The sequence below is a fragment of the Rhizobium hidalgonense genome, from assembly GCF_002914525.1.
Lineage (GTDB): Bacteria > Pseudomonadota > Alphaproteobacteria > Rhizobiales > Rhizobiaceae > Rhizobium > Rhizobium hidalgonense.
In genome coordinates, this window is the sequence record NZ_LODW01000082.1 from 285,838 (window position 1) to 307,980 (window position 22,143).

The following is a 22,143-nucleotide window of genomic DNA, read 5'->3' on the forward strand; positions in this document are numbered from 1 at the left end:
GCTGCGCGTCTACGGGCCTCTATGGGGCAAAGCTCAGGAGAAACATCCGGGCGGGGTGAACATCTCGACGGCCCGGATTTCCCGATCGGTCAGCGGCGTGCCGTTCTCCCAGACGAAGCTGAACAGATCCATATAATATAGGGCGTCCAGCGTATCGCCGATCTGCTTTATCGGGCGATCGGGATAGAGTTCGTTGTAGCGCCGACGGGCGGCTTCAGCCTTGGCTTCCCAGTCCATAGCCCATTCCCTGCGGCATCAGGAGCTCCACAGGCCCTTCACCGTATTGCTGGGATCTATCTCCCGCACCGTATATGTCTGCTCTCGCCCGATGATGATCAAGACCAGGCCGGAAAGGAAGGCGACGCTACACGCCATCAATCCGACCAGCGGCGGCCACAGGTTGCGATCATAGGTGTCCAGCAATTCGTTGGTCAGCCACCAATAGCAAGCGGCATCGGCGAGCGGGCTGAAAATGAACATCGATACGCCCAGCAAGCCCATCGAGCTGAAATACTGCGACCCTGAAATCTCGAATCTCTTTGTCATGGCCCCTCGCCTTTACTCTCTCTGGATGCAGAGTGGCAGAATGCACTCTCTCCAGTCAAATCGTTCTCGCTACGGCTTATCGGCGTAGCTGAGACGCTTGCGATTTCGTTCAGCAAGCCAGTCCCCCAAAGTTCCGATTCGCCGCTGATCATGCGTCATGTACGGAAGGCATAGGACGGGAAACGAAATCAGCCATTTCTCAAAGGCGTCTTCCAGTAGGAGTATTTTTTCGATGACCTCGCTACGTTCTGGCCCGTCAGCGACAAGCTTCTCCAGTCTGGCTTTTAGAAGGCTGAGTTCGGTGGCGAAGGCCACAAGTCGCTTGATTTCCGTCGTGACGTCCTCGCCAAACAGGTAGCGAGAACTGCTATAGGCGAGTGCTAAACGGCGCCGAGCGTTGAAGTCTGAAAGGTTACCTTCATTAGACCAGTAGTGCCCCAGGGCGTCGTTGACCTCGTCTATCACCTTCATGCGTCTTTCGAAGAGGTCAAGCATCACCTTTTGATGCGCGGTTCGCCACTGCAGAAAGCCGATCACACCGACTGCAACGGCGATCGTCGGGGTAAGAAGCGCCTGCAAGATCTGTATCCAGGCCGGAACAGCACTCATTTTCCTTACCTCACGCCTTCGCCGCGGCCAGTAGCACATCGCGCACCCAGTCGCTCAATGTCGCCGTTCCGGCCGTCTGCGCCGCAGAGGCAAGCATTTCCATTTCATCATCAGTCAACATCACGACCAGGCGCTTATCGCGCTTCAAGTGCATCGGAACCGGCGGTCTACCCATATCGTCACCTCATTCTGTCTGCCGGCAGAATAGTGCGGGCTAGTTTATGTTGCAATAAGTATTTGCATAGCTATTGACACATAAATAATAATGGCAGTAAATATGCACATAGAAACTCATTAGTCGGAGGGAACCGATCATGCTAACCGCTCTTGCAATCACCATCATCGGTTTGGTTGCGGCATTCCTCCTCAAGGACATCTACCTGGCCTGAGATCAGGCAACCAAAGATCGTCAACCACAATCTGGAGATCACAATGCTTGACAAACCCGTTCAGGCCGCCGGCGAAGCCATGCTTACCCGTCGCCAACTCATTGCCGCCTCGTCCGCCGCTGCTGTGATCGGTGTTGCCGGCATCGCGCCGATCGCAGCTCATGCCGCCGTCGCGGATCCGCTGCTGACTGCGGTCGCTGCTTTCCGGTCTGGTATGGCGGATTACAACGCCAACGCGCCGCAAGATGATCCTGGGGCGAATGCCTACAGCTTGAGCTCGTGGAAGCCACCGCACGCGGTCCTGGCAAACTGGACGGCGCCCGCCACGACCCGGGACGGCGCGATGGCAGCCCTTCGCCTCGCGGTCGACGAGGAGGAGACTGGAGACAGTCCTCTCGTTGGCCCGATGATGCGGGCAGCTCTCGCATACCTCGAGCAGGAGGGCGCGCTATGACGAGGATCACCCGCCGCCGGCTCCTGGGTGGCGCAGCCGCTGCATCGCTCCCTGTGGCCTTGCCAGCGGCTGCAGCCGGCTTGGATGACGTCGCCATTGTCCGGATGCTGATCGACGCCCACAAGGCCGCTGTAGGCCGGTGGGACGATCTGCCAGAGATATGGCCCGACGAGGCCTCCATTGCTTTGTGGGAGAAGCTAAGCGCTGAAAAGGACGAGGCCGCCAAGGCCGTCTGCTTCTACCGTCCGACCACCTTGGAAGGCGTTCACGCCAAGGCCGAATACATCTTTGGCTGCGAGGACTTTGTCGACCAGGAAGCGAACGATGATTGGACCCGGGCTGAGCTGATCAGCGGCTTCCTGCCGGCGGGAACCGTTTGATTATATCAGATGCTCAACGGTGCTGACGTGGCAACCTTCGGAAGGAGGTTCCTTTCGTCATCTTTCGCCCGGAGCAGGGCGTCTATTGTTTGCTGAACCTGAACGAGCTGGTCGCGCCAACCCTCAGTGTGGGCGCGTGCATAATCGCCAGCCAAGTTTTCGGCTAGAGTCCTTCGATGCTCTCGCATCTTCACCAGCGCTGCGTCCAAGTTCTTCAGATGCTCATCTGCCATTCTAGAGCCCTTCCATGTTGCATTCCATGTCGCGTGGAGCAGCCGAGTGTGACAGAAAGCCGTTTGAAATCAATGGTAGCTGCTTGCAACATGACGCAACATGTTTTCGGGGAGCGTATAATCTAAGTCATTGAAATTAATGGTGATCCCGACGCGATTCGAACGCGTGACCCCCAGATTAGGAATCTGGTGCTCTATCCTGCTGAGCTACGGGACCACTTGATGCCATGCATACAAAAGGCTTGGCGCGAAGCCAAGCCTTAATTGTCGTCAGAGGCCGAGCCGTTGTTCGGCCAGGCGAACCCAGTAGGAGATGCCGTGGGCGATGGCTTCGTCGTTGAAGTCGTAGGCCGGGTTGTGCAGGCCGGCGCTGTCGCCGTTGCCGATGAAGATGAAGGCGCCGGGGCGGGCGTTCAGCATGTAGGAAAAGTCTTCGCCGCCCATCATCGGGTCGATCTCGGCATTGACGTTCGCCTCGCCGGCGATGGCGGCAGCGGTTGCGACCGCATGCTCGGTCTCGTCGGGATGGTTGACGGTGACGGGGTAGTTGCGGTGGAAGCTGATTTCGGCCTCGGCGCCGTGGGCTGCGACCATGCCCTCGATGATCTGCCGGAACCGCGTCTCGGCCAGCGTGCGCATCTCGGGGTCGAGGGTGCGGACGGTGCCGGCGAAGGTCGCATCGTTCGGGATGACGTTATGGGCGAAACCGGCATTGAACTTGGTCACCGAAACGACGACCGAGCTGATCGGATCGGCGGTGCGCGAGGCGATCATCTGCAGGTTGGCGACGATCTGGGCGCTGATCACAATCGGGTCGATCGTCCGGTGCGGCTGGGCGGCGTGGCCGCCGCGGCCCTTGATGGTGACGGTGAATTCGTCGGTCGCCGCCATGATCGCGCCCTTGCGGGTGGCGAACTGTCCCACCGGCAGGCCCGGCAGATTGTGCATGCCGTAGACCTCTTCGATCTCGAAGCGCTCCATCATGCCGTCCTTGACCATCAGGTTGCCGCCGCCGCCGCCTTCTTCGGCGGGCTGGAAGATGACGGCGATATTGCCGTTGAAATTGCGGGTCTCGGCCAGATATTTCGCCGCGCCGAGCAGCATGGCGGTGTGGCCGTCATGGCCGCAGGCATGCATCTTGCCCGGCGTCTTCGAGGCCCAGGGTTTGCCTGATATTTCGGTGAGCGGCAGGGCGTCCATGTCGGCGCGCAGGCCGACGGTGCGGTGGCCTTCGCCCTTGCCCTTGATCAGGCCGACGACGCCGGTGCGGCCGATGCCGGTGACGATCTCGTCGACACCGAATTCCTTGAGTTTCTCAGCGACGAAGGCGGCGGTGTTTTCCACCGCGAAGAGCAGCTCGGGCCGGGCGTGGATGTGGCGGCGCCACTCGGCGACCTCGTCCTGCAATTCCGCGGCTCTGTTCAAAATCGGCATACTGACGTTCCTGTTGAAAACCCGACCATCTTTCATCGCATCACAAGGGTGTTGAGGCTGGGCTGTGAGGCTTTTGGAAATTACTTAGTCAATGACCTTTGCCATGTCATAGCCATATAGGCTAAATAGGGGAAGATTTCGAGATTTTCCTGATATCCGAAGGACGAACCGTGTCGACGAGCCACTTCCGTTTGTTTGCTGCCATGCGGCCGCTTTCTTTCGTATCAGCGGCGACTGCCGTTTTTCTGGCCTCCGTTTCGCTTGCCCAGGCCAACCCGCATATTCTCGTCGATGTGCAGACCGGCCGCGTGCTCGAGCATGAAGAAGCCTTTCGCAAATGGTATCCGGCCTCGCTGACCAAGCTGATGACCGTCTATACCGTGTTCGATGCGATCCGCGCCGGCCAGATCAGCCTCGATACGCCCATCGTCATGAGCAAGCGCGCCGCCGCGCAGCCGGCCGCCAAGATGTATTTCAAGCCGGGGCAGAAGCTGACGCTCGACAGCGCGCTGAAGATCCTGATGGTGAAATCGGCCAACGACATCGCCGTTGCGGTCGCCGAAGCCATCGGCGGCACGCAGGAAGGCTTCGTCACCCGGATGAACGGCGAGGCGCTGAAGCTCGGCATGACGGATTCGCATTTCGTCAATCCGAACGGCCTGCCGGGCAAGGGACAGTATACGACGGCGCGCGACCTTGCGGTGCTGACGGTGGCGCTGCGCCGCGATTTTCCGCAATATGCCGGTTATTTCGCACTTGAAGGTTTCACCAACGGCCAGCAGAACGTGCCGAGCCTCAACATGCTGATCGGCCGCTTCGCCGGCGCCGACGGCATGAAGACCGGCTTCATCTGCGCCTCGGGCTTTAATCAGATCGGTTCGGCGACACGCAACGGCCGCACCATCGTCTCTGTCGTGCTCGGCACCGACAGCCTTGCGGCGCGCGCCGATGCGACGGCGAACCTTTTGCAGAAGGGTTTCACCACCCAGTTTCCCGGCAATGACACGCTGGGTTCGCTGAAGCCCTACGGGCAGGGACAGGACCAGGTGACCGACATCTCCGCCGACATCTGCAGCGCCAAGGGCGCCAAGGTGCGCAGCGAAACGCGCGACGAGGTCGGCCGCATGCGGGTGCAGTCCCCCTATATATTGGAAATGGATCACGATCCGCGGTTCGTCTTTGCCGGGCTCATCCCCGGCCAGGATCCGCAGCCGGCGGCGCAGCCTGAAAAAATGGCAAGGGGTGATACGGCGGGAGGGATCGCCAACGTGCCGGTGCCGATGCCGCGCCCGACCTCCTTTTAAGTTTCAAGGTTAGATGAGATGAGCGCGCTTAACGACAGGATTCCGGTCACCATCCTGACCGGCTTTCTCGGCGCCGGCAAATCGACGCTGCTCAACCGCATCCTCAAACATCCCCAGATGAAGGATGCGGCCGTCATCATCAATGAATTCGGCGATGTCGGCATCGATCATCTGCTGGTCGAAAGCTCCGGGGATTCGATTATCGAACTCTCGGACGGCTGCTTGTGCTGCACCGTGCGCGGCGAGCTTGTCGATACGCTCGCCAACCTGATGGATGCGGTGCAGACCGGCCGCGTCAAGCCGGTGAAGCGCGTCGTCATCGAAACCACGGGCCTTGCCGACCCTGCGCCGGTGATGCAGGCGATCATGGGCAATCCGGTCATTGCCACGAATTTCGAGCTCGACGGCGTCGTCACCGTCGTCGATGCGGTCAACGGGCTGCAGACGCTCGACAATCACGAGGAAGCGCGCAAGCAGGCGGCGGTCGCCGACCGGCTGATCGTCTCGAAAAAATCGATGGCCGGCGCTGGAACGGATGCCTTGGAAAAGCGGTTGCGGGCGCTCAATCCGCGCGCCGCGATGATGGATGCCGACAGCAGCGAGGCGAGCAGTGCCGCGGTGCTGGTCAACGGGCTCTATGATCCCGCGACGAAGATCGCCGATGTCGGCCGCTGGCTGCAGGACGAGGACGCGCACGAGGCGCATCATCATCACGATCATGGTGGCCATGATCATGATCACGATGATCACGGCCACCACCATCATGATCATCATGGTCATGCCCAGCAGGACGCGCACGACGTCAATCGTCACGATGCCTCGATCCGCTCCTTCTCGATCATCGAGGCGAAGCCGATCGACCCGATGGCGCTCGACATGTTCATCGATCTCCTGCGCTCCGCCCATGGCGAGAAGCTGCTGCGAATGAAGGCGATCGTTGCCGTCTCCGACCGACCGGAACGGCCGCTGGTGCTGCATGGCGTGCAAAGCATCTTCCATCCGCCGGTGCGGCTTCCCGCCTGGCCCGATCCGCAAGACCGGCGCACGCGCATGGTGCTGATCACCAAGGATCTGCCCGAAGCCTTCGTGAAGGATCTGTTCGACGCCTTTCTCGGCAAGCCGCGCATCGACAAGCCCGATCGTGCTGCGCTCTCCGACAACCCGCTCGCCATTCCCGGTATGAAAATTTGATGCATGTCGCCCGGAAGTGTGTAGCGGTTCCGGGATAACGACATGCATAAAACAAAGCGCATCAGCCCTTGCGGATCAGGAAGCGGTGGCCGTCTTCGGTCTTTTCGGCCTCGACCAGTTCGTGGCCGTCCTCATTGCAGAAATGCGGCATGTCGATCACAGCCAGCGGATCGGTGGTGTCGACGCGGATGAGGGTGCCGCTTGCCATGGCGGCGAGCTTCTTGCGCGTCTTGATCACGGGGAATGGGCATTTCAGGCCGCGAAGGTCGTAAAGAACGGGGCTCAAGCCGTTCAGTTCCGCGCCCAGAATTTCCAGAACGGCTTCTTTGCCGCGGCTTCCGCCGTTTCCTGCGGTTCGGGCGCCGTGAAGGCCAGCGGGTTCTGCGTCGGGACCGGCACGACCGCCGGTGTCGCGGCAGCGATTGCGGTTGCCTGCGGCTGGGCGGAGATTGCCTGCGGCCCGGCAGGCGGTGCCGGCGTGGCGCCTGTCGCGGTCTTGGCGGCGATGCCCTGCGCGGTGCGCTTGGCCATCAGGTCTTCGAGTTCGGCGACCTTGACCATGCGCCCGGCTTCCAGCGAGGTGCCGGTCGGGGCATAAGCCAGTTCGCGGCCCTTGCGCGTCTTGGCGACAACGGCCTTGCGCTCGGCTTCGGACGGGTCGTACCAGGCCATGCCGTCGAATTTGCCCATCGCCTTGGCATAGTCGGCATCATAGGTCTTGCCGTAGTTGGCAAGGGCTGCCGTCAGCGCCGGCGGCGTCGACATGGCAGGGCATTTGCCGGCGGCATTGAAGGCGCCGCCATCGGTTGCCTGCTGGTTGAAGACGTATTTCTTTTCGCAGACGTTCACCTCGGGCGGGCGTTTCGTCACTTCGAAATTGTCGTAGCCGACCTTCAGCATCTTCCAGAAATCGTAGCTGGAGTCGAGGCGATGCTTGACCATGTTTTCCGCCGTCATGCGGAAGGGGAAGGCTTGCAGCTGCACCGTCGCCTGGCCGCCCTTGAAGGCGTCGCGGGCAAAAGCGTAGATCTCCAGCACCTGCTGGTCGGTCATCGAATAGCAGCCGGAGGAAGAGCAGGCGCCATGGATCATCAGATCCGAGCCGGTGCGGCCGTTGGCCGCGTCGTAGCGGTTCGGGAAGCCGGTGTTGATTGCCAGATAATATTTGGAATTGGGGTTCAGGTTGGCGCGTGTCAGGTCGTAAAAACCTTCCGGCGCCTGCCGGTCGCCGGTCTTGACCTTCGGGCCGAGACGGCCGGACCAGGCGCAGATCTTGTAATCGGCGATCTTGTCGAAACGGTTGTCGGTCTTCGCCTTCCAGATTTCCATGGCACCTTCTTCCTTGAAGATGCGGATCATGATCGGCGAATTGCGGTCCATGCCCTTGGCGGCCATGGCGGTGAGGATATGAGAGGGAAGCGGCTGCTCGACCTTGTTCTTGACCTTGGAGAGGTCGACCTGCGCGGTTTCCAACGCGTCATTGCAGCCGGTCAGAGCCAGCGCCATGAGGGAAACATAGGCAAAATGACGTATGCGCATCCAAACTAGCCCATAAAGATTGTGCGACCCGGTCCGCCTATGGAGTTCGGGCATTGGAAGGAATCATAGGCGGTTTATACTTTACAAAAGCTTACCAGCCTATGACCTGCCCTGAACATCCCCGCAAGCGCGAAAGTTACAGATAACATCAATGTGGCCAAGATTTGGCCCCAATCGATGAAAGCCGCTCTTCTCCAGAGCATGATGCAGAAAAGTGTCAGCGGTTTTCGGGCGACATTAGGCCGCTGGACTCGGCTCGGCGTCTTGGAGATTGGCCCGCCCGCAGGTCTAAGCCATCGTCGGGTGTTTAATCGCTTGACGCATCTCCTTGACATGCCGCGCCGGCGGCGCGCCAAATTGCCGAAGATACTCGCGGCTGAATTGGGAGGCGCTCTCGTATCCAACCGCGAACGCCGCGTCCGACGCGCTATGGCCGCCCGCTAGCAAAAGTTGGCGGGCTTCCTGCAATCTGAGCTGCTTTTGATACTGAAGAGGACTGAAGCCAGTGATCGCCAGGAAATGGCGATGCAAGCTTGCGCGGCTCATCCCGCTGGCATCGCAAAGGGCCTCGATGCGAAGGTGCTGGTCGGGGTGATCCCTAATCCACGCGATGGCGCGCCGGACGCGGTCCAAGGCGCCTTCAGGCCGTGCGATCTGACGCAGCAATCGCCCCTGGGGACCTTGTAGCAACCGGTAGAGTAGCTCGCGCTCGATCATCGGGCTGAGAATGGGAATGTCCGCCGGGTTATCGAGCAACGACAGCAACCTGAGCAATGTATCGCGAAGCGGAGCGATCATCGGATTGACCGCGACGCCCATGCCTTTCTGATCGCTCTCGCGTATAGGGGGCATGGTCGCAGCCAACTCGGCCAGCAGCGCCGGCTCCAGGACGAGTGAGACCGCGACATAGGAGCGGCCTTTGCCGGCATCCAGGATTTGCCCAATCAGCGGCAGGTCGAGAGCGCTGATGAAATACTGCGCGCTGTCGTAACTCAGAAGGGTGTCGCCGATTGCAACGCGCTTAGACCCTTGCAGGATGAAACAGATCATTGAGCGATAAAGGCAAGGCACGTTGACCGGAGAATCTTGTCCTACGAACATGTCGAGGCGGGGGATCGGTGTGTCCGTCAAGCCTGTCGCGGCATGACGCAAAACAATGTCCAGATGCGGTGCGAGATCGTCTGTCATTTCTTCAGTGTGCCACCGCTCTGCAGAAAAGCAAAGGCGTTGAGACGATCAGGCAAGAACTTGAGCCGATCGGGCGGGTTCCCAACCCAGCATTAGCCTATCTTGGATCCGAACACAGCGCGCCTCAGGGCGCTACGATCCGAGAAAGGCATCCATGACCCACCCAATCGCACTTATCACCGGCGCAAGCCGCGGCCTTGGCCGTAACATGGCGCTTCAGCTGGCCAAACGAGAGGTTCACATTATCGGCACCTACCGTACTGGCGAGGTCGAGGCCAACGCCTTGCGTCAGGAAATCGAAGCGCTGGGCGGGAAGGCCTCGATGCTGGCGCTCGATGTGACCGATACGGCGAGCTTCGCGGCATTCGCAGGCGCCGTTGCCGAGACGCTCAAGGCGGATTTCCACCGAGATCGTTTCGACTATCTCGTCAATAACGCTGGCAACGGCCTGTTCTCGAACTTTGTCGATGCGACCGAGGAGCAGTTTGCTTCCTTGGTTTCTACCCATCTCCAGGGGCCAATTTTCCTGACCCAGAAGCTCCTGCCGCTGATCGCGGATGGCGGGCGCATCCTGAACGTGTCCTCTGGCTTCGTGCGCTTCACCTTGCCGGGGTACAGCCTCTACGCGGCTATGAAGGCGGCGGTTGAAGTGCTTTCGCGTTATCTGGCTGTGGAGTTGGGTGAACGCAGGATTCGCGTCAACGCCATCGCGCCGGGCGCCATCGCAACCGATTTTGGCGGCGGCGCAGTGCGCGATAATGAGGGCGTGAACGCGTATGTGGCGCAGGGCATCGCGCTTGGCCGCGTTGGGCTGCCCGACGATGTCGGCGGTGCCGTCGCCGCCATCCTGTCCGACGATATGGGTTGGGCCAATGGCACTACGTTCGACATTTCGGGAGGACAATTGCTTTAGACCAGGCAAGCTCTCCCCAGATATCGAAAGGCCATCATGACGACCAGCAAGCTCACCCTCATCAGCCATCCGCTATGCCCCTTCGTTCAGCGCGCGGCCATTGTTCTCCTGGAGAAAAACGTCACCTTCGAAAGGATCAACGTCGATCTCGCTGACAAACCGGACTGGTTTCTGGCGCTTTCACCGACAGGCAAGGTGCCGCTGCTGAAGGTGGAGCGGGCAGGCGACAGGGACGCAACTCTGTTCGAAAGCATGGCGATCTGCGAATATCTCGAAGAGACGCAGGGCGGCGGCAAGCTCTACGCCGAGGATGCGCTGTCGCGCGCGCAGCAGCGCGCGTGGATCGAATATGGCACGGCGACCCTCGCCGAGGCCTGGCAATTCCTTAACGCTAAGGATCGCACGACCTCAGACGCCAAACGTGCCGCCTTTCGGGACAAGCTACAGCGACTGGAGTCAGTAATCGCAGCAGAACCCTATTTCAGCGGAACTGCCTTTAGCATGGTCGATGCCGTATACGCGCCTCTCTTCCGCTATTTCGACATTATTGACGCTGCAGTATCGCAGTCGATCTTCGAGGACCTTCCGCGCGTCACGGCGTGGCGAGCGGCACTGGCGGGACGACAAAGCGTCGTTGCCGCGGTGGGAGGAGATTATGCCGAGCGATTCCGGCGGTACCTCAATCTGCATGGTAACGAGCTGTGAAGAAGTCCATTTACGAGCGAGCGTCGTCGTAGCCGTGGGTTGAGACTACGCTCGCCATTTCAATCAACATCTGGTCGAGCACCAAGCGCTCTTGGCCGGTTGATTCCCCCCAAGCCCGCCTTCGCTCTCCCGGTGTCTTGACCCGGCGGCGCTCCGAAGAGACGCTTGTACTCACGGCTGAACTGCGAAGCGCTTTCATAGCCGACCGCGAAACCCGCCTCGGCTGCACTCGACTGGTTCGCGATCATGCGACGGCGGGCCTCGTGGAGCCGGATATACTTCTGATACTGAAGCGGGCTGACGGCGGCGACGGCTTTAAAGCGGTCGTAAAAGACGGATACGCTCATGCCCGCGAGCGCAGCGACCGCCTTGAAATTGAGGCGCTCGGTGTAGTGGTCGCGGATCCAGGCCATGGCCTTTCGGATGTGCATCAGGCGGGAGTCAGATCCGGCAATCTGGCGGAGCAGGCCGCCATGCGGTCCCATCAGCAGCCGAAACATGAGCTCGTGTTCCAGGGACTGAGCCATGACGGGGATTTCGGTTGGGCGCTCGAGTAACTCCAACAGTCTTCCCCAGGCGCCCAGAAGCGACGCGCTCGCGGTGCTAACCCCGTATCCCGATTCAATCGGCGGCTCTGGCATCGCTGCCATCTCAAGGACGAGGTCGGACAGCAGTGCCGGGTCCAGAAATAGACCGACCGCGACAAATGGTCTATCTTGCGAAGCCTCGCAGACCTGCCCCAACGCGGCGATCTCGGCCGCGACAATCATGCTTTGACCGGGTCCGTACTCGAACCTCTTGTCGCCGATAAACATGCGCTGAGTGCCCTGTATTACCAGGGACGCCGCGGGATCGTAGATCAGCGGGTCGATCTCGGTCGTATGGTCGAGGGTGTAAGCGAACAGCCGCGGCAATTTAAGACTCGGACGGCCGGCGTGGCGCATCGCGATGGCGCGCATTTTTTCGAGTTCGCTCATTGAGCCATCCTAAACCGATTGCCCAGTTCTATCGAACATTTCGGAAGATCAGGCAAGGGTGATGGAAGTTTCGGCATCGTGGCCTTGGGGTTCAAATCTTACTATCGGGCCAAGACAGAGGCCATCGGGGCTTCTGATGGTCCAGGAGAAACTGCCATGCCCACCCCAATCGAAACTGTATCGGCTTTTTGCGCCACGTTCGTTGAAGACGGCGGAAGACCAGCCGTCCGGCGCTGGTTCACACCCACTACGCGCTGGGTCAACGAAGGCATTTCAGTCACGACCGGCGCCGACGAGGCCATTGCAATGATCGATGGACTGGAGACGTCGATGGGCATCTCCACGGTCCATATCGACATGCTTGCGATCGCCACTGACGGGACTCGCGTTCTCACCGAAAGGCTCGACCGGTTCGAGCGTGCTGACGGCAGCGAAATCGGACGCGTGATGATCATGGGCATTTTCGAACTCGAGGGCGACAAGATTGTCGAGTGGCGGGACTATTTCGACGTTACCGCCGTCCAGAAGTTCTCTGCCGGCTGAGACGCCGGCTTGCGAAAGATGGGGCTGGGCGCGGAGATTATTGTGTCCGCACTCAGCACGCCCACCCGCCGGGTGATCGACCTGCGGAACCCGCGCGACAGGATTCAGGTTTTAGGCCGATCCGGCCTAAAACCATCCTGTTCTAGAGATTGCGGCCCATATTGAGGAATTTCTGACGGCGCTCGTTGCGCAGCTGTTCGCCGGAGCGGGAGGCCATTTCGCCGAGCGCATTGGCGATCACGTCGCCGGTCGCGGCGATGACGCTGTCGGGGTCGCGATGGGCGCCGCCGAGCGGCTCGGAAATGATGCCGTCGATGACGCCGAGCGATTTCAGGTCTTCGGCGGTAATCTTCATATTGGTCGCCGCTTCCCGGGCGCGGGTGGAATCGCGCCAGAGGATGGAGGCGGCGCCTTCCGGCGAGATGACGCTGTAGATCGAATGCTCGAGCATGTAGACCTTGTTGCCGGTGGCGATGGCGATCGCGCCGCCCGAGCCGCCTTCGCCGATGACGACGGAAACGAGCGGAACCTTGATGCCGAGGCACATTTCCGTCGAGCGGGCGATCGCCTCGGCCTGGCCGCGCTCTTCGGCGCCGACGCCGGGATAGGCGCCGGCCGTATCCACCAGCGAAATCACCGGCAAGCCGAAACGATCGGCCATTTCAAGGATGCGGATCGCCTTGCGGTAGCCTTCCGGGCGGGGGCTGCCGAAATTATGCTTCAGACGGGTCTTGGTATCGTTGCCCTTTTCCTGGCCGACGACGGCGACTGGCTGACCGCGGAAGCGGGCAAGGCCTGCCTGGATCGCGGCATCCTCGGAAAATTTGCGGTCGCCGGCGAGCGGCGTGAATTCCTGGAACAGGGTCTTGGCGTAGTCGACGAAATGCGGGCGCTGCGGATGGCGGGCGACCTGGGTCTTCTGCCAGGGATTGAGCTTGGAATAGATTTCGACGATCGCCTCGCGGACGCGAACCTCCAGCCGGACGATCTCATCGGTGGTGTCGATGCTCTCGTCTTCCGTTGCGAGCTTCTTCAGCTCGATGATCTTGCCTTCGAGGTCGGAGATCGGCTTTTCGAAGTCGAGATAATTGTGCATGAGGTGCGTTTCCGTTCCTTGTGCCGCGGGGCGTTTTCCTGGCTCCGCCCCTTGTCGCCGGTCCTATTCGTGCTTTTTCGCCTGTTTGGCAAGGGGGTGATGCGTCTGGACGAGCTGCTGCAGCCTCTCTTCGAGGACATGCGTGTAAATCTGTGTGGTCGAAATGTCCGAATGGCCGAGGAGTTCCTGGACGACGCGCAGATCGGCGCCGTTGGTCAGCAGATGGCTGGCAAAGGCGTGGCGCATGACATGCGGCGAGATCATCGACGGCGTCAGGCCGGCGCGGATCGCCAGGTTCTTCAGGTCGCGGGCGAAAACCTGGCGCGGCAGATAACCCTCTTTCGAGGCGGCGGGAAACAGCCAGGGGCTTTCCTGCGGCGCCTTGGCCGCCGCATTTTCCGCCGCCAGCAGGCGCCCGTAGGATTTCAGCGCCGATATCGCCGATTGCGACAGCGGCACCAGCCGCTCCTTGTTGCCCTTGCCGCGGATCATCAGGAAACGGCCTTCCTGGTCGAGCACTCGGGCGGGAAGCGAAACCAGTTCGCTGACACGCATGCCGGTGGCATAGAGCAGCTCCAAGAGCGCCAGCATGCGCAGGCGCTGCAACTGGCCCGGCGCCGCATCGGCTGCCTCGGCCTCAGCCTGCGAAAGCAACTTGCCGACCTCCTCGACACCCATCGTCTTCGGCAACGGGCGGCCTTTCTTCGGCGCATCGAGAATGCCGGTGGGGTCGTCGGTCCTCAGGCCCTCGGCGTAGAGGAACTTGTAGAACTGCCGCATGGCGGCAAGCCGGCGCGCCTGCGAGGAGGGTTTGAAACCCTTTCGGGCGAGCGAGGCGAGATAGGCGGCCAGATCGGCGGAGGCGGCTTCGGTCAGCCGCACGCTGCGCCCGGTCAGGAACGAATGGATATCGTCGAGGTCGCGCTCATAGGATTGCAGCGTGTTGACGGCCGCGCCGCGCTCGGCGCTCATCATTTCCAGGAAGGACTCCACATGGACGCGGCTGAGATCCACCATGCCGGTCACTTCCTGGTCGTGTCGATCGTGCCCGTCGACGGCGGATTGACCCGCTCGGACGGAATACGGATCGTCACGTCGCGCGGCTGCGGCTCGACGAAGGTCACAAGCGCCCACATCGCTCCGTAGACCGTCCCGGCGAGGATCGCGCAGACGAACAGAAAACGGAACAGGGTCGGCATCCGGCAACTCCTTCATGCTCTGCTTCTGTTATAAGAAGCGTATCTGCAAGTGCAAGAAGCGGTATTCAAGCCATGATTCCCTTGTCCGCGACTTGACGCTCTACCTGCATTTGTCGATACGGTTTGCAAACAAAGTGTGAATGGACCGATGAGTGAACCACTGCTGACCGTTGCTGACAGCTTGAAAGACAGAGCTCGCGCCGCGCTCGGTTCACGCAATCTGATCCTCGTCGGGCTAATGGGGGCGGGAAAATCCGCCGTCGGCCGCATCGTCGCCAGCCAGCTCGGCATTCCCTTCATCGACAGCGACCACGAAATCGAGCGCGTTTCGCGCATGACGATCGCCGAACTTTTCGCCGCCTATGGCGAGGACGAATTCCGGGCGCTGGAAACGCGGGTGATGAAGCGGCTGTTAAAGAGCGGGCCGCGGGTCGTCTCCACCGGCGGCGGCGCCTTCATCAACGAGCGGACGCGCCGGCATATCAGCAAGGGCGGCGTCTCCGTCTGGCTGAAGGCGGATCTCGAGGTGCTCTGGGAGCGGGTCAACAAGCGCGACACGCGGCCCTTGCTCAAGACGGAAAATCCGAAGCAGACGCTCGAAGGCCTGATGAATGCGCGCTACCCGATCTATGCGCAGGCCGACCTCACCGTGCTCTCGCGCGACGTGCGCAAGGAAATCATGGCCGACGAGGTGCTGAAGGCGGTGATCGAAGCTCAGAAGGAAAATGCAGCGTCATGAATGCGATACCCTCCGCCTCATCAGTCCAGACCGTGCATGTGCCGCTCGGCGAACGGGCCTATGACATCCTGATCGGGCCAGGGCTGATCGCGCGCGCTGGCGCCGAAATCGCCTCCCGCCTCAAGGGCCGCAAGGCGGCTGTTATCACCGATCAAAATGTCGCGCCGCTCTATCTCAAGGCGCTTGTCGCAAGTCTTGAAGAAGCGGGCATCGCTTCGGCTGCGGTCGTGCTGCCGGCCGGCGAGAAGACCAAGAGCTTCGAACATCTGATGACCGCCTGCGACAAGGTGCTCGAAGCCCGCGTCGAGCGCAACGATTGCGTCATCGCGCTCGGCGGCGGCGTCATCGGCGATCTCTCCGGATTTGCGGCCGGCATCGTGCGCCGCGGCGTGCGCTTCGTGCAGGTGCCGACATCGCTGCTGGCGCAGGTGGATTCTTCCGTCGGCGGCAAGACCGGCATCAATTCCCGCCACGGCAAGAACCTGATCGGCGTCTTCCATCAGCCGGATCTGGTTCTGGCCGATACCGATGTCCTGAATACGCTGAGCGAGCGCGAATTCCGCGCCGGTTACGCCGAAGTCGCCAAATACGGGCTGATCGACAAGCCGGATTTCTTCGCCTGGCTCGAAGCCAACTGGAAAGCGGTTTTCACGGGCGGCTCCGCCCGCATCGAGGCGATTGCCGCCAGCTGCCAGGCGAAGGCCGACGTCGTCGTTGCCGACGAGCGCGAGAACGGCCAGCGGGCGCTGCTCAATCTCGGCCACACGTTCGGCCATGCGCTGGAGGCGGCGACCGCCTATGACAGCTCCCGCCTCGTGCATGGCGAAGGCGTTTCGATCGGCATGGTGCTGGCGCACGAATTCTCTGCACGGATGAACCTGGCAAGCCCCGACGATGCGCGCCGCGTCGAGCGACACCTGAAGGAGGTCGGCCTGCCGACCCGCATGTCCGACATTCCAGGCGCGCTGCCGCCGGCCGAAACGCTGATGGATGCGATCGCCCAGGACAAGAAGGTCAAGAGCGGCAAGCTCACCTTCATCTTGACGCGCGGCATCGGCCAGTCCTTCGTCGCCGACGACGTTCCCGCCTCCGAAGTAATCAGCTTTCTCCGGGAAAAACACCCTTGACGACGATTGAAGGCGCTCTGGCATTTCTTGCGACATATTGGCCGGAGATCCTTTCGATCACCGCGCTCGTGCTGATGTCCGCCTTTTTTTCCGGCTCGGAAACCGCCCTGACCGCTGTTTCGCGCAGCCGCATCCATACGCTCGAGGTCAATGGTGACGATCGCGCCGGCCTCGTCCGGCAGCTGATCGAGCGGCGCGACCGGCTGATCGGCGCACTGCTGATCGGCAACAATCTCGCCAATATCCTGTCTTCCTCGATCGCCACCAGCCTGTTCCTCGGCCTGTTCGGCAGTTCCGGCGTAGCGCTGGCGACGCTGGCGATGACCGTCATTCTGGTCATCTTCGCCGAAGTGCTGCCGAAGAGCTGGGCGATTTCGACGCCCGACCGCTTCGCGCTTGCCATCGCCGTTCCGGCCAGGCTGTTCGTTCTCGTCGTCGGCCCGATTTCCTCCTTCGTCAATGCGATCGTCCGCCGGATCCTGGCGCTGTTCGGCATCAATCTCTCGCGCGAGGTATCGATGCTGACGGCGCATGAGGAGCTGCGCGGCGCCGTCGATCTGCTGCACCGCGAGGGATCGGTGGTGAAGGCCGATCGCGACCGCCTCGGCGGCGTGCTCGATCTCGGCGAACTCGAACTCTCCGACATCATGGTTCACCGCACGGCAATGCGGGCGATCAACGCCGACGATCTGCCGGAAGCGGTGGTGCGCGCCATTCTCGAAAGCCCCTATACGCGCATGCCGCTGTGGCGCGGCACGATCGACAACATCATCGGCGTCGTGCATGCCAAGGATCTGCTGCGGGCGCTTGCCGAGCCGAACATGGAGCCGCAGAACCTCGATATCGTGAAAATCGCGCAGAAGCCATGGTTCGTGCCCGACAGCACCAATCTCGAAGATCAGCTCAACGCCTTCCTCAGGCGCAAGCAGCATTTCGCCGTCGTCGTCGATGAATATGGCGAGGTGCAGGGCATCGTCACGCTGGAGGATATTCTCGAGGAAATCGTCGGCGATATTTCCGACGAGCACGATATCGAGATCCAAGGCGTGCGCCAGGAGGCCGACGGTTCGGTCGTCGTCGACGGCGGCGTGCCGATCCGCGACTTGAACCGCGCGCTCGACTGGCATCTCCCCGACGAGGAGGCGACGACGATTGCCGGCCTGGTCATCCATGAATCGATGACCATCCCGGAAGAGCGCCAGGCCTTCACTTTTTATGGCAAGCGTTTTGTGGTCATGAAGCGGGAAAAGAACCGCATCACCAAGCTGCGCATTCGGCCCGCCGGGGAAGACGGCGCAAAACCTAGCTGATCCGGCTTGGATTGCGGTCGATCTCTCTCCATATAGGCGTTGCTACCAGCGGGTCGGCTCACCAGGTGCTGCCGGTTCGACGGCCAGCGCATGCAGGCCGGCATCGAGTTCCGGTTTCAACAGATCGGTAATCGACCGGTGGCGCGCCAGCCGCGACATGCCGGCGAATTTAGCCGAGACGATTCTCACCCGCATATGGGTTTCGCCGGTGCCAGTAATGTCAGGCTGATGGCCGGCATGCAGAGGGCTTTCGTCGATGACGCTCAGGCGCTCCGGCGCGAAGGCTTGGACTAGTTTTTCTTCGATGCGGGTTCGCAGGGTCATTGTCCGGTCTTGCTGTTTCGCGAAAAAGGTTCCCACCAAGCCAGCAACAAACCCGTTTGTCAATTCTTGTCGTCGCCTCGCGACAGCCCCATAATTAGCGCCGCTATGAGACTTGATTCCAAATATTTCGATCGCATCCGAACACGCCGCAAACGCGAGCAGGAGACAGAGCAGGCCCCGCCTACCTGTCAATGGGACGGCTGCGACAAGAAGGGCTCGCATCGCGCTCCTGTCGGACGCAATGCGGAAGGCCAGTTCTTTTTGTTCTGCTTCGAGCACGTCAAGGATTACAACAAGGGCTACAATTATTTCTCCGGTCTTTCCGACGGCGAGATTGCCCGCTACCAGAAAGAGGCGATCACCGGCCACCGGCCGACCTGGACCGTCGGCGTCAACAAGTCGGCGAAGGACAGTCCGCTGCATTCCGAGATACGCTCCGGCGCCTATACACGCGTTCGCGATCCCTTCGGCTTCGTCAAGGAAGGCGGCAAGGGCAGCGGGCCGCGTTTTCCTCAGGCGCGCAAACTGAAATCGCTGGAAAGCAAGGCCTTCGATACGATGGGCCTCGACGCCAATGCGACGTCGGCGGAGATCAAGAGCCGCTACAAGGAGCTGGTCAAGAAGCACCATCCGGATGCCAATGGCGGCGACCGCGGCTCGGAGGAGCGTTTCCGCGCCGTCATTCAGGCCTATCAATTGTTGAAGCAGAACGGTTTTTGTTAGTTCCCGTCCTTGCTCTTGGGCTTCAATCGGGTATGGTCCAAATCGGCTGAGGCCGCAGGCAAACGCGGCTCATATTTGTGCGTTTTCCCGACATCGCCTCCGCCGACCTTCCGGACGCGGCGTTTCTTGTCCGGGACTCTTCAAGAATGCTCGCACGCGGTCATTATCCCGCCGAGGTTTCGTTTCAGTCCCGGAGAAGCATCGCCGACGTTCCGACCTGGACGGGCGCGGAATAAAATCGCGGCGTCACGGTTGCGACATGGCCTGAGACAGTATGGCCGGGTGGCATCACCCGCCTTGGAGACATGATGAGCAAGATCGACCTCGATATTTCAGAACAGCCCGATACCACCGTTTCGGTCCGCGAGACCTTCGGCATCGATTCCGACATCCGCGTTCCCGCCTACAGCAAGGGCGACGCCTATGTGCCGGACCTCGACACCGACTACCTGTTCGACCGCGACACGACGCTCGCCATTCTTGCGGGCTTTGCCCATAACCGCCGCGTGATGATTTCCGGCTATCACGGCACCGGCAAGTCCTCGCATATCGAGCAGGTGGCGGCGCGCCTCAACTGGCCCTGCGTGCGCATCAACCTCGACAGCCATGTCAGCCGTATCGATCTCGTCGGCAAGGATGCGATCGTCGTCAAGGACGGGCTGCAGGTCACCGAATTCAAGGACGGCATCCTGCCCTGGGCCTATCAGCACAATGTCGCGCTGGTCTTCGACGAATACGATGCCGGCCGCCCCGACGTGATGTTCGTCATCCAGCGCGTGCTGGAATCCTCCGGCCGCCTGACATTGCTCGACCAGAGCCGCGTCATCCGGCCGCATCCGGCCTTCCGCCTGTTTGCGACCGCCAACACGATCGGCCTCGGCGATACCACCGGCCTCTATCACGGCACCCAGCAGATCAACCAGGCACAGATGGACCGCTGGTCGATCGTGACGACGCTGAACTACCTGCCGCACGATCACGAAGTGAATATCGTTGCCGCCAAGGTGAAGAGCTTCGGCAAGGACAGGGAAGGCCGCGAGACCGTTTCGAAGATGGTCCGCGTCGCCGACCTGACGCGCGCCGCATTCATGAATGGCGATCTCTCCACCGTGATGAGCCCGCGTACCGTCATCACCTGGGCCGAGAATGCCGAAATCTTCGGCGACCTCGCCTTCGCCTTCCGCGTCACCTTCCTCAACAAGTGCGACGAACTGGAGCGTCCGCTGGTTGCCGAGCATTATCAGCGGGCCTTCGGCGTCGAGCTGAAGGAAAGTGCCGCCAATATCGTTCTCGGAGCCTGAGGCCCGACCGATCATGGCAGCTCGCGGTGACAATTCGAAAGCAAAGCCCGGCGCGCCCATCGACGTCGAGCCATTGCGCCGGGCGATAACCGGCTGCGTGCGCTCGATCGCCGGCGACGGCGATGTCGAGGTGACCTTCGCCAATGAACGGCCGGGGATGACCGGCGAGCGCATCCGGCTGCCGGAGCTTTCCAAGCGGCCGACGGCGCATGAACTGGCGGTGACCCGCGGGCTCGGCGATTCCATGGCGTTGCGCCTTGCCTGCCATGACGAGAAGATGCATGCGACGATGGCGCCGCAGGGTTCGGACGCCCGGGCGATCTTCGACGTCGTCGAGCAGGCGCGTGTCGAATCGATCGGGGCGCTGCGCATGGAGGGCATGGCTGCGAATCTGCGCTCCATGACCGAAGAGAAATATTCCAAGGCGAATTTCACCGGCATCGAGCGCCAGGAAGACGCCCCTGTCGGCGAAGCCGTGGCGATGATGGTGCGCGAGAAGCTGACCGGGCAGCGCCCGCCAGCTTCCGCCGGCAAGGTTCTCGACCTCTGGCGCGGCTTCATCGAAGGCAAGGCCGGCACCGAGCTCGACAATCTGTCGGGCGCGATCAACGACCAGCAGGCCTTCGCCAAGGTCATCCGCAACATGCTGTCGGCCATGGAAATGGCCGAGGAATACGGCGACGACGACAGCGACGCCGACAATGACGACCAGTCGGATCAGGAAGACCAGCCGAGCGGCGACGAGCAGGATCAGGACGAGGTCGACGAGGATGCCGGCACCGATGCCGCCCCGGTCGAGGACAGCGAAGTCGCCGACGAGCAGATGGAGGACGGCGAGACCGAAGGCGCCGAAATCTCCGACGACGACATGATGGAAGAGGGTGAGGACGATTCGGAAACGCCGGGCGAGACCCGCCGTCCGAACACACCCTTCGCCGATTTCAACGAGAAGGTCGATTATCACGTCTTCACCGAGGAGTTCGACGAGATCATCACCGCCGAGGAACTCTGCGACGCCGCCGAGCTGGAGCGCCTGCGCGCCTTTCTCGACAAGCAGCTGGCGCATCTGCAGGGCGCGGTCGGCCGTCTCGCCAACCGGCTGCAGCGCCGCCTGATGGCGCAGCAGAACCGTTCCTGGGATTTCGACTTGGAAGAAGGCTATCTCGATCCCGCCCGGCTGCAGCGCATCATCATCGATCCGATGCAGGCGCTGTCCTTCAAGATGGAGCGCGACACGCAATTCCGCGACACCGTCGTCACCCTGCTGATCGACAATTCCGGCTCGATGCGCGGCCGACCGATCACGGTTGCTGCCACTTGCGCTGATATTCTCGCTCGCACGCTGGAGCGTTGCGGCGTCAAGGTCGAGATCCTCGGCTTTACGACGAAGGCCTGGAAGGGCGGGCAGGCGCGTGAAAGCTGGCTTGCCGGCGGCAAGCCGCAGACGCCGGGCCGCCTCAACGACCTGCGCCACATCATCTACAAATCCGCCGACGCGCCGTGGCGGCGGGCGCGCGCCAATCTCGGGCTGATGATGCGCGAGGGGCTGCTCAAGGAAAATATCGACGGCGAAGCGCTGATCTGGGCGCATAACCGCCTGCTCGCCCGCCGCGAGCAGCGCCGTATCCTGATGATGATTTCGGACGGGGCGCCGGTCGACGATTCGACGCTGTCGGTCAATCCGGGCAATTATCTCGAGCGTCACCTGCGCGCCGTCATCGAACGGATCGAGACGCGCTCGCCAGTGGAATTGCTGGCAATTGGCATCGGTCACGACGTGACGCGTTATTATCGTCGCGCCGTGACGATCGTCGATGCCGACGAGCTCGCCGGCGCGATGACCGAGCAGCTTGCCTCGCTGTTCGAGGACCAAGCCACCCAGCCGCGCGGCGGCCGGCTCCGCCGTGCCGGCTGACGCT

26 protein-coding genes and 1 tRNA gene are annotated in these 22,143 nt (G+C 61.4%); 13 read left to right on the forward strand and 14 right to left on the reverse strand.

Features of this window, described 5'->3' with window-relative positions:
* Positions 1-33 precede the first annotated feature (33 nt).
* The 4 genes from ATY29_RS26640 to ATY29_RS37025 all read right to left on the reverse strand — a co-directional run bounded on the left by ATY29_RS26640 (position 34) and on the right by ATY29_RS37025 (position 1,330).
* Positions 34-237 (reverse strand): hypothetical protein, encoded by a 204-nt coding sequence (locus ATY29_RS26640; RefSeq protein WP_097533365.1) that lies wholly within the window; start codon positions 235-237, stop codon positions 34-36.
* 18 nt (positions 238-255) lie between these two features.
* Positions 256-546 carry a hypothetical protein gene (locus ATY29_RS26645; protein ID WP_097533366.1) on the reverse strand — a complete coding sequence of 97 codons (291 nt, stop codon included), beginning with the start codon at positions 544-546 and terminating at the stop codon, positions 256-258.
* A gap of 69 nt (positions 547-615) precedes the next feature.
* Positions 616-1,155, reverse strand: coding sequence for a hypothetical protein (locus ATY29_RS26650; RefSeq protein WP_244597452.1), 540 nt, complete (start codon positions 1,153-1,155; stop codon positions 616-618).
* A 10-nt stretch (positions 1,156-1,165) separates the two neighbouring features.
* A complete protein-coding gene (locus tag ATY29_RS37025; RefSeq protein WP_097533367.1) occupies positions 1,166-1,330 on the reverse strand; it encodes a hypothetical protein in 165 nt (54 codons plus the stop codon).
* 257 nt (positions 1,331-1,587) lie between these two features.
* Between ATY29_RS37025 and ATY29_RS26655 the strand changes: the two genes are divergently transcribed.
* Positions 1,588-1,998, forward strand: a complete 411-nt coding sequence (locus ATY29_RS26655) for a hypothetical protein (protein WP_244597453.1) — start codon at positions 1,588-1,590, stop codon at positions 1,996-1,998.
* Positions 1,995-2,378: a hypothetical protein gene (locus ATY29_RS26660; protein ID WP_097533368.1), complete on the forward strand. Its 384-nt coding sequence runs from the start codon at positions 1,995-1,997 to the stop codon at positions 2,376-2,378. Before ATY29_RS26655 ends, ATY29_RS26660 begins: the two co-directional genes overlap by 4 nt.
* A gap of 373 nt (positions 2,379-2,751) precedes the next feature.
* On the opposite strand, the gene ATY29_RS26670 is transcribed toward ATY29_RS26660, so the two are convergent.
* Positions 2,752-2,828, reverse strand: a tRNA-Arg gene (locus tag ATY29_RS26670).
* Positions 2,829-2,881: 53 nt separating this feature from the next.
* Positions 2,882-4,045, reverse strand: coding sequence for a M20 aminoacylase family protein (locus ATY29_RS26675; protein ID WP_003567121.1), 1,164 nt, complete (start codon positions 4,043-4,045; stop codon positions 2,882-2,884).
* Between the two features lie 170 nt (positions 4,046-4,215).
* Here ATY29_RS26675 and ATY29_RS26680 point away from each other — a divergent pair, with 170 nt between their 5' ends.
* The gene (locus tag ATY29_RS26680; protein ID WP_003567117.1) at positions 4,216-5,349 is read left to right on the forward strand and encodes a D-alanyl-D-alanine carboxypeptidase family protein; all 1,134 of its coding nucleotides are present in this window, start codon (positions 4,216-4,218) and stop codon (positions 5,347-5,349) included.
* Between the two features lie 18 nt (positions 5,350-5,367).
* Positions 5,368-6,540, forward strand: coding sequence for a CobW family GTP-binding protein (locus ATY29_RS26685; RefSeq protein ID WP_003567116.1), 1,173 nt, complete (start codon positions 5,368-5,370; stop codon positions 6,538-6,540).
* Between the two features lie 61 nt (positions 6,541-6,601).
* Here the strand turns inward: ATY29_RS26685 and ATY29_RS26690 are convergent, their stop codons facing one another.
* The 3 genes from ATY29_RS26690 to ATY29_RS26700 form a co-directional block, all read right to left on the reverse strand.
* Positions 6,602-6,826 (reverse strand): sulfurtransferase TusA family protein, encoded by a 225-nt coding sequence (locus ATY29_RS26690; protein WP_003567115.1) that lies wholly within the window; start codon positions 6,824-6,826, stop codon positions 6,602-6,604.
* Between the two features lie 5 nt (positions 6,827-6,831).
* A complete protein-coding gene (locus ATY29_RS26695; protein ID WP_037091791.1) occupies positions 6,832-8,079 on the reverse strand; it encodes a L,D-transpeptidase family protein in 1,248 nt (415 codons plus the stop codon).
* Between the two features lie 288 nt (positions 8,080-8,367).
* Positions 8,368-9,267: an AraC family transcriptional regulator gene (locus ATY29_RS26700; protein WP_003567108.1), complete on the reverse strand. Its 900-nt coding sequence runs from the start codon at positions 9,265-9,267 to the stop codon at positions 8,368-8,370.
* A 154-nt stretch (positions 9,268-9,421) separates the two neighbouring features.
* Here ATY29_RS26700 and ATY29_RS26705 point away from each other — a divergent pair, with 154 nt between their 5' ends.
* Together ATY29_RS26705 and ATY29_RS26710 are read left to right on the forward strand one after the other, a co-directional pair.
* Positions 9,422-10,180 carry an SDR family NAD(P)-dependent oxidoreductase gene (locus ATY29_RS26705; protein WP_003567106.1) on the forward strand — a complete coding sequence of 253 codons (759 nt, stop codon included), beginning with the start codon at positions 9,422-9,424 and terminating at the stop codon, positions 10,178-10,180.
* Between the two features lie 36 nt (positions 10,181-10,216).
* A complete protein-coding gene (locus ATY29_RS26710) occupies positions 10,217-10,885 on the forward strand; it encodes a glutathione S-transferase family protein (RefSeq protein WP_097533370.1) in 669 nt (222 codons plus the stop codon).
* 59 nt (positions 10,886-10,944) lie between these two features.
* Here the strand turns inward: ATY29_RS26710 and ATY29_RS26715 are convergent, their stop codons facing one another.
* The gene (locus ATY29_RS26715) at positions 10,945-11,862 is read right to left on the reverse strand and encodes an AraC family transcriptional regulator (protein WP_003567104.1); all 918 of its coding nucleotides are present in this window, start codon (positions 11,860-11,862) and stop codon (positions 10,945-10,947) included.
* Between the two features lie 156 nt (positions 11,863-12,018).
* On the opposite strand from ATY29_RS26715, the gene ATY29_RS26720 reads away from it, so the two are divergent.
* Positions 12,019-12,405 carry a limonene-1,2-epoxide hydrolase gene (locus ATY29_RS26720; protein WP_003567103.1) on the forward strand — a complete coding sequence of 129 codons (387 nt, stop codon included), beginning with the start codon at positions 12,019-12,021 and terminating at the stop codon, positions 12,403-12,405.
* Positions 12,406-12,547: 142 nt separating this feature from the next.
* On the opposite strand, the gene ATY29_RS26725 is transcribed toward ATY29_RS26720, so the two are convergent.
* The 3 genes from ATY29_RS26725 to ATY29_RS37030 all read right to left on the reverse strand — a co-directional run bounded on the left by ATY29_RS26725 (position 12,548) and on the right by ATY29_RS37030 (position 14,700).
* Entirely contained in the window at positions 12,548-13,501 is a 954-nt protein-coding gene (locus tag ATY29_RS26725; protein ID WP_097533371.1) for an acetyl-CoA carboxylase carboxyltransferase subunit alpha, read from the reverse strand.
* A 63-nt stretch (positions 13,502-13,564) separates the two neighbouring features.
* Positions 13,565-14,518: a site-specific tyrosine recombinase XerD gene (xerD, locus tag ATY29_RS26730; RefSeq protein ID WP_097533372.1), complete on the reverse strand. Its 954-nt coding sequence runs from the start codon at positions 14,516-14,518 to the stop codon at positions 13,565-13,567.
* A 5-nt stretch (positions 14,519-14,523) separates the two neighbouring features.
* Entirely contained in the window at positions 14,524-14,700 is a 177-nt protein-coding gene (locus ATY29_RS37030; RefSeq protein WP_003567096.1) for a hypothetical protein, read from the reverse strand.
* A 148-nt stretch (positions 14,701-14,848) separates the two neighbouring features.
* On the opposite strand from ATY29_RS37030, the gene ATY29_RS26735 reads away from it, so the two are divergent.
* The 3 genes from ATY29_RS26735 to ATY29_RS26745 are packed head-to-tail and all read left to right on the forward strand — an operon-like array spanning position 14,849 to position 17,876.
* Complete coding sequence (locus ATY29_RS26735) at positions 14,849-15,439, forward strand: shikimate kinase (protein ID WP_003567095.1); 591 nt, start codon at positions 14,849-14,851, stop codon at positions 15,437-15,439.
* The gene (gene aroB / locus ATY29_RS26740) at positions 15,436-16,566 is read left to right on the forward strand and encodes a 3-dehydroquinate synthase (protein ID WP_003567094.1); all 1,131 of its coding nucleotides are present in this window, start codon (positions 15,436-15,438) and stop codon (positions 16,564-16,566) included. Before ATY29_RS26735 ends, aroB begins: the two co-directional genes overlap by 4 nt.
* On the forward strand, positions 16,563-17,876 hold the full coding sequence (locus ATY29_RS26745; RefSeq protein ID WP_097533373.1) for an HlyC/CorC family transporter: 1,314 nt from the start codon (positions 16,563-16,565) through the stop codon (positions 17,874-17,876). Before aroB ends, ATY29_RS26745 begins: the two co-directional genes overlap by 4 nt.
* A gap of 42 nt (positions 17,877-17,918) precedes the next feature.
* Here the strand turns inward: ATY29_RS26745 and ATY29_RS26750 are convergent, their stop codons facing one another.
* Positions 17,919-18,200 (reverse strand): BolA family protein, encoded by a 282-nt coding sequence (locus ATY29_RS26750; RefSeq protein ID WP_097533374.1) that lies wholly within the window; start codon positions 18,198-18,200, stop codon positions 17,919-17,921.
* Between the two features lie 105 nt (positions 18,201-18,305).
* Here ATY29_RS26750 and ATY29_RS26755 point away from each other — a divergent pair, with 105 nt between their 5' ends.
* From ATY29_RS26755 to cobT, 3 genes are all read left to right on the forward strand, one after another.
* Positions 18,306-18,923: a J domain-containing protein gene (locus ATY29_RS26755; protein ID WP_025417190.1), complete on the forward strand. Its 618-nt coding sequence runs from the start codon at positions 18,306-18,308 to the stop codon at positions 18,921-18,923.
* A gap of 308 nt (positions 18,924-19,231) precedes the next feature.
* Positions 19,232-20,224 (forward strand): cobaltochelatase subunit CobS, encoded by a 993-nt coding sequence (gene cobS / locus ATY29_RS26760; RefSeq protein ID WP_097533375.1) that lies wholly within the window; start codon positions 19,232-19,234, stop codon positions 20,222-20,224.
* Between the two features lie 13 nt (positions 20,225-20,237).
* Positions 20,238-22,139, forward strand: a complete 1,902-nt coding sequence (cobT, locus tag ATY29_RS26765) for a cobaltochelatase subunit CobT (protein ID WP_097533376.1) — start codon at positions 20,238-20,240, stop codon at positions 22,137-22,139.
* Positions 22,140-22,143 lie beyond the last annotated feature (4 nt).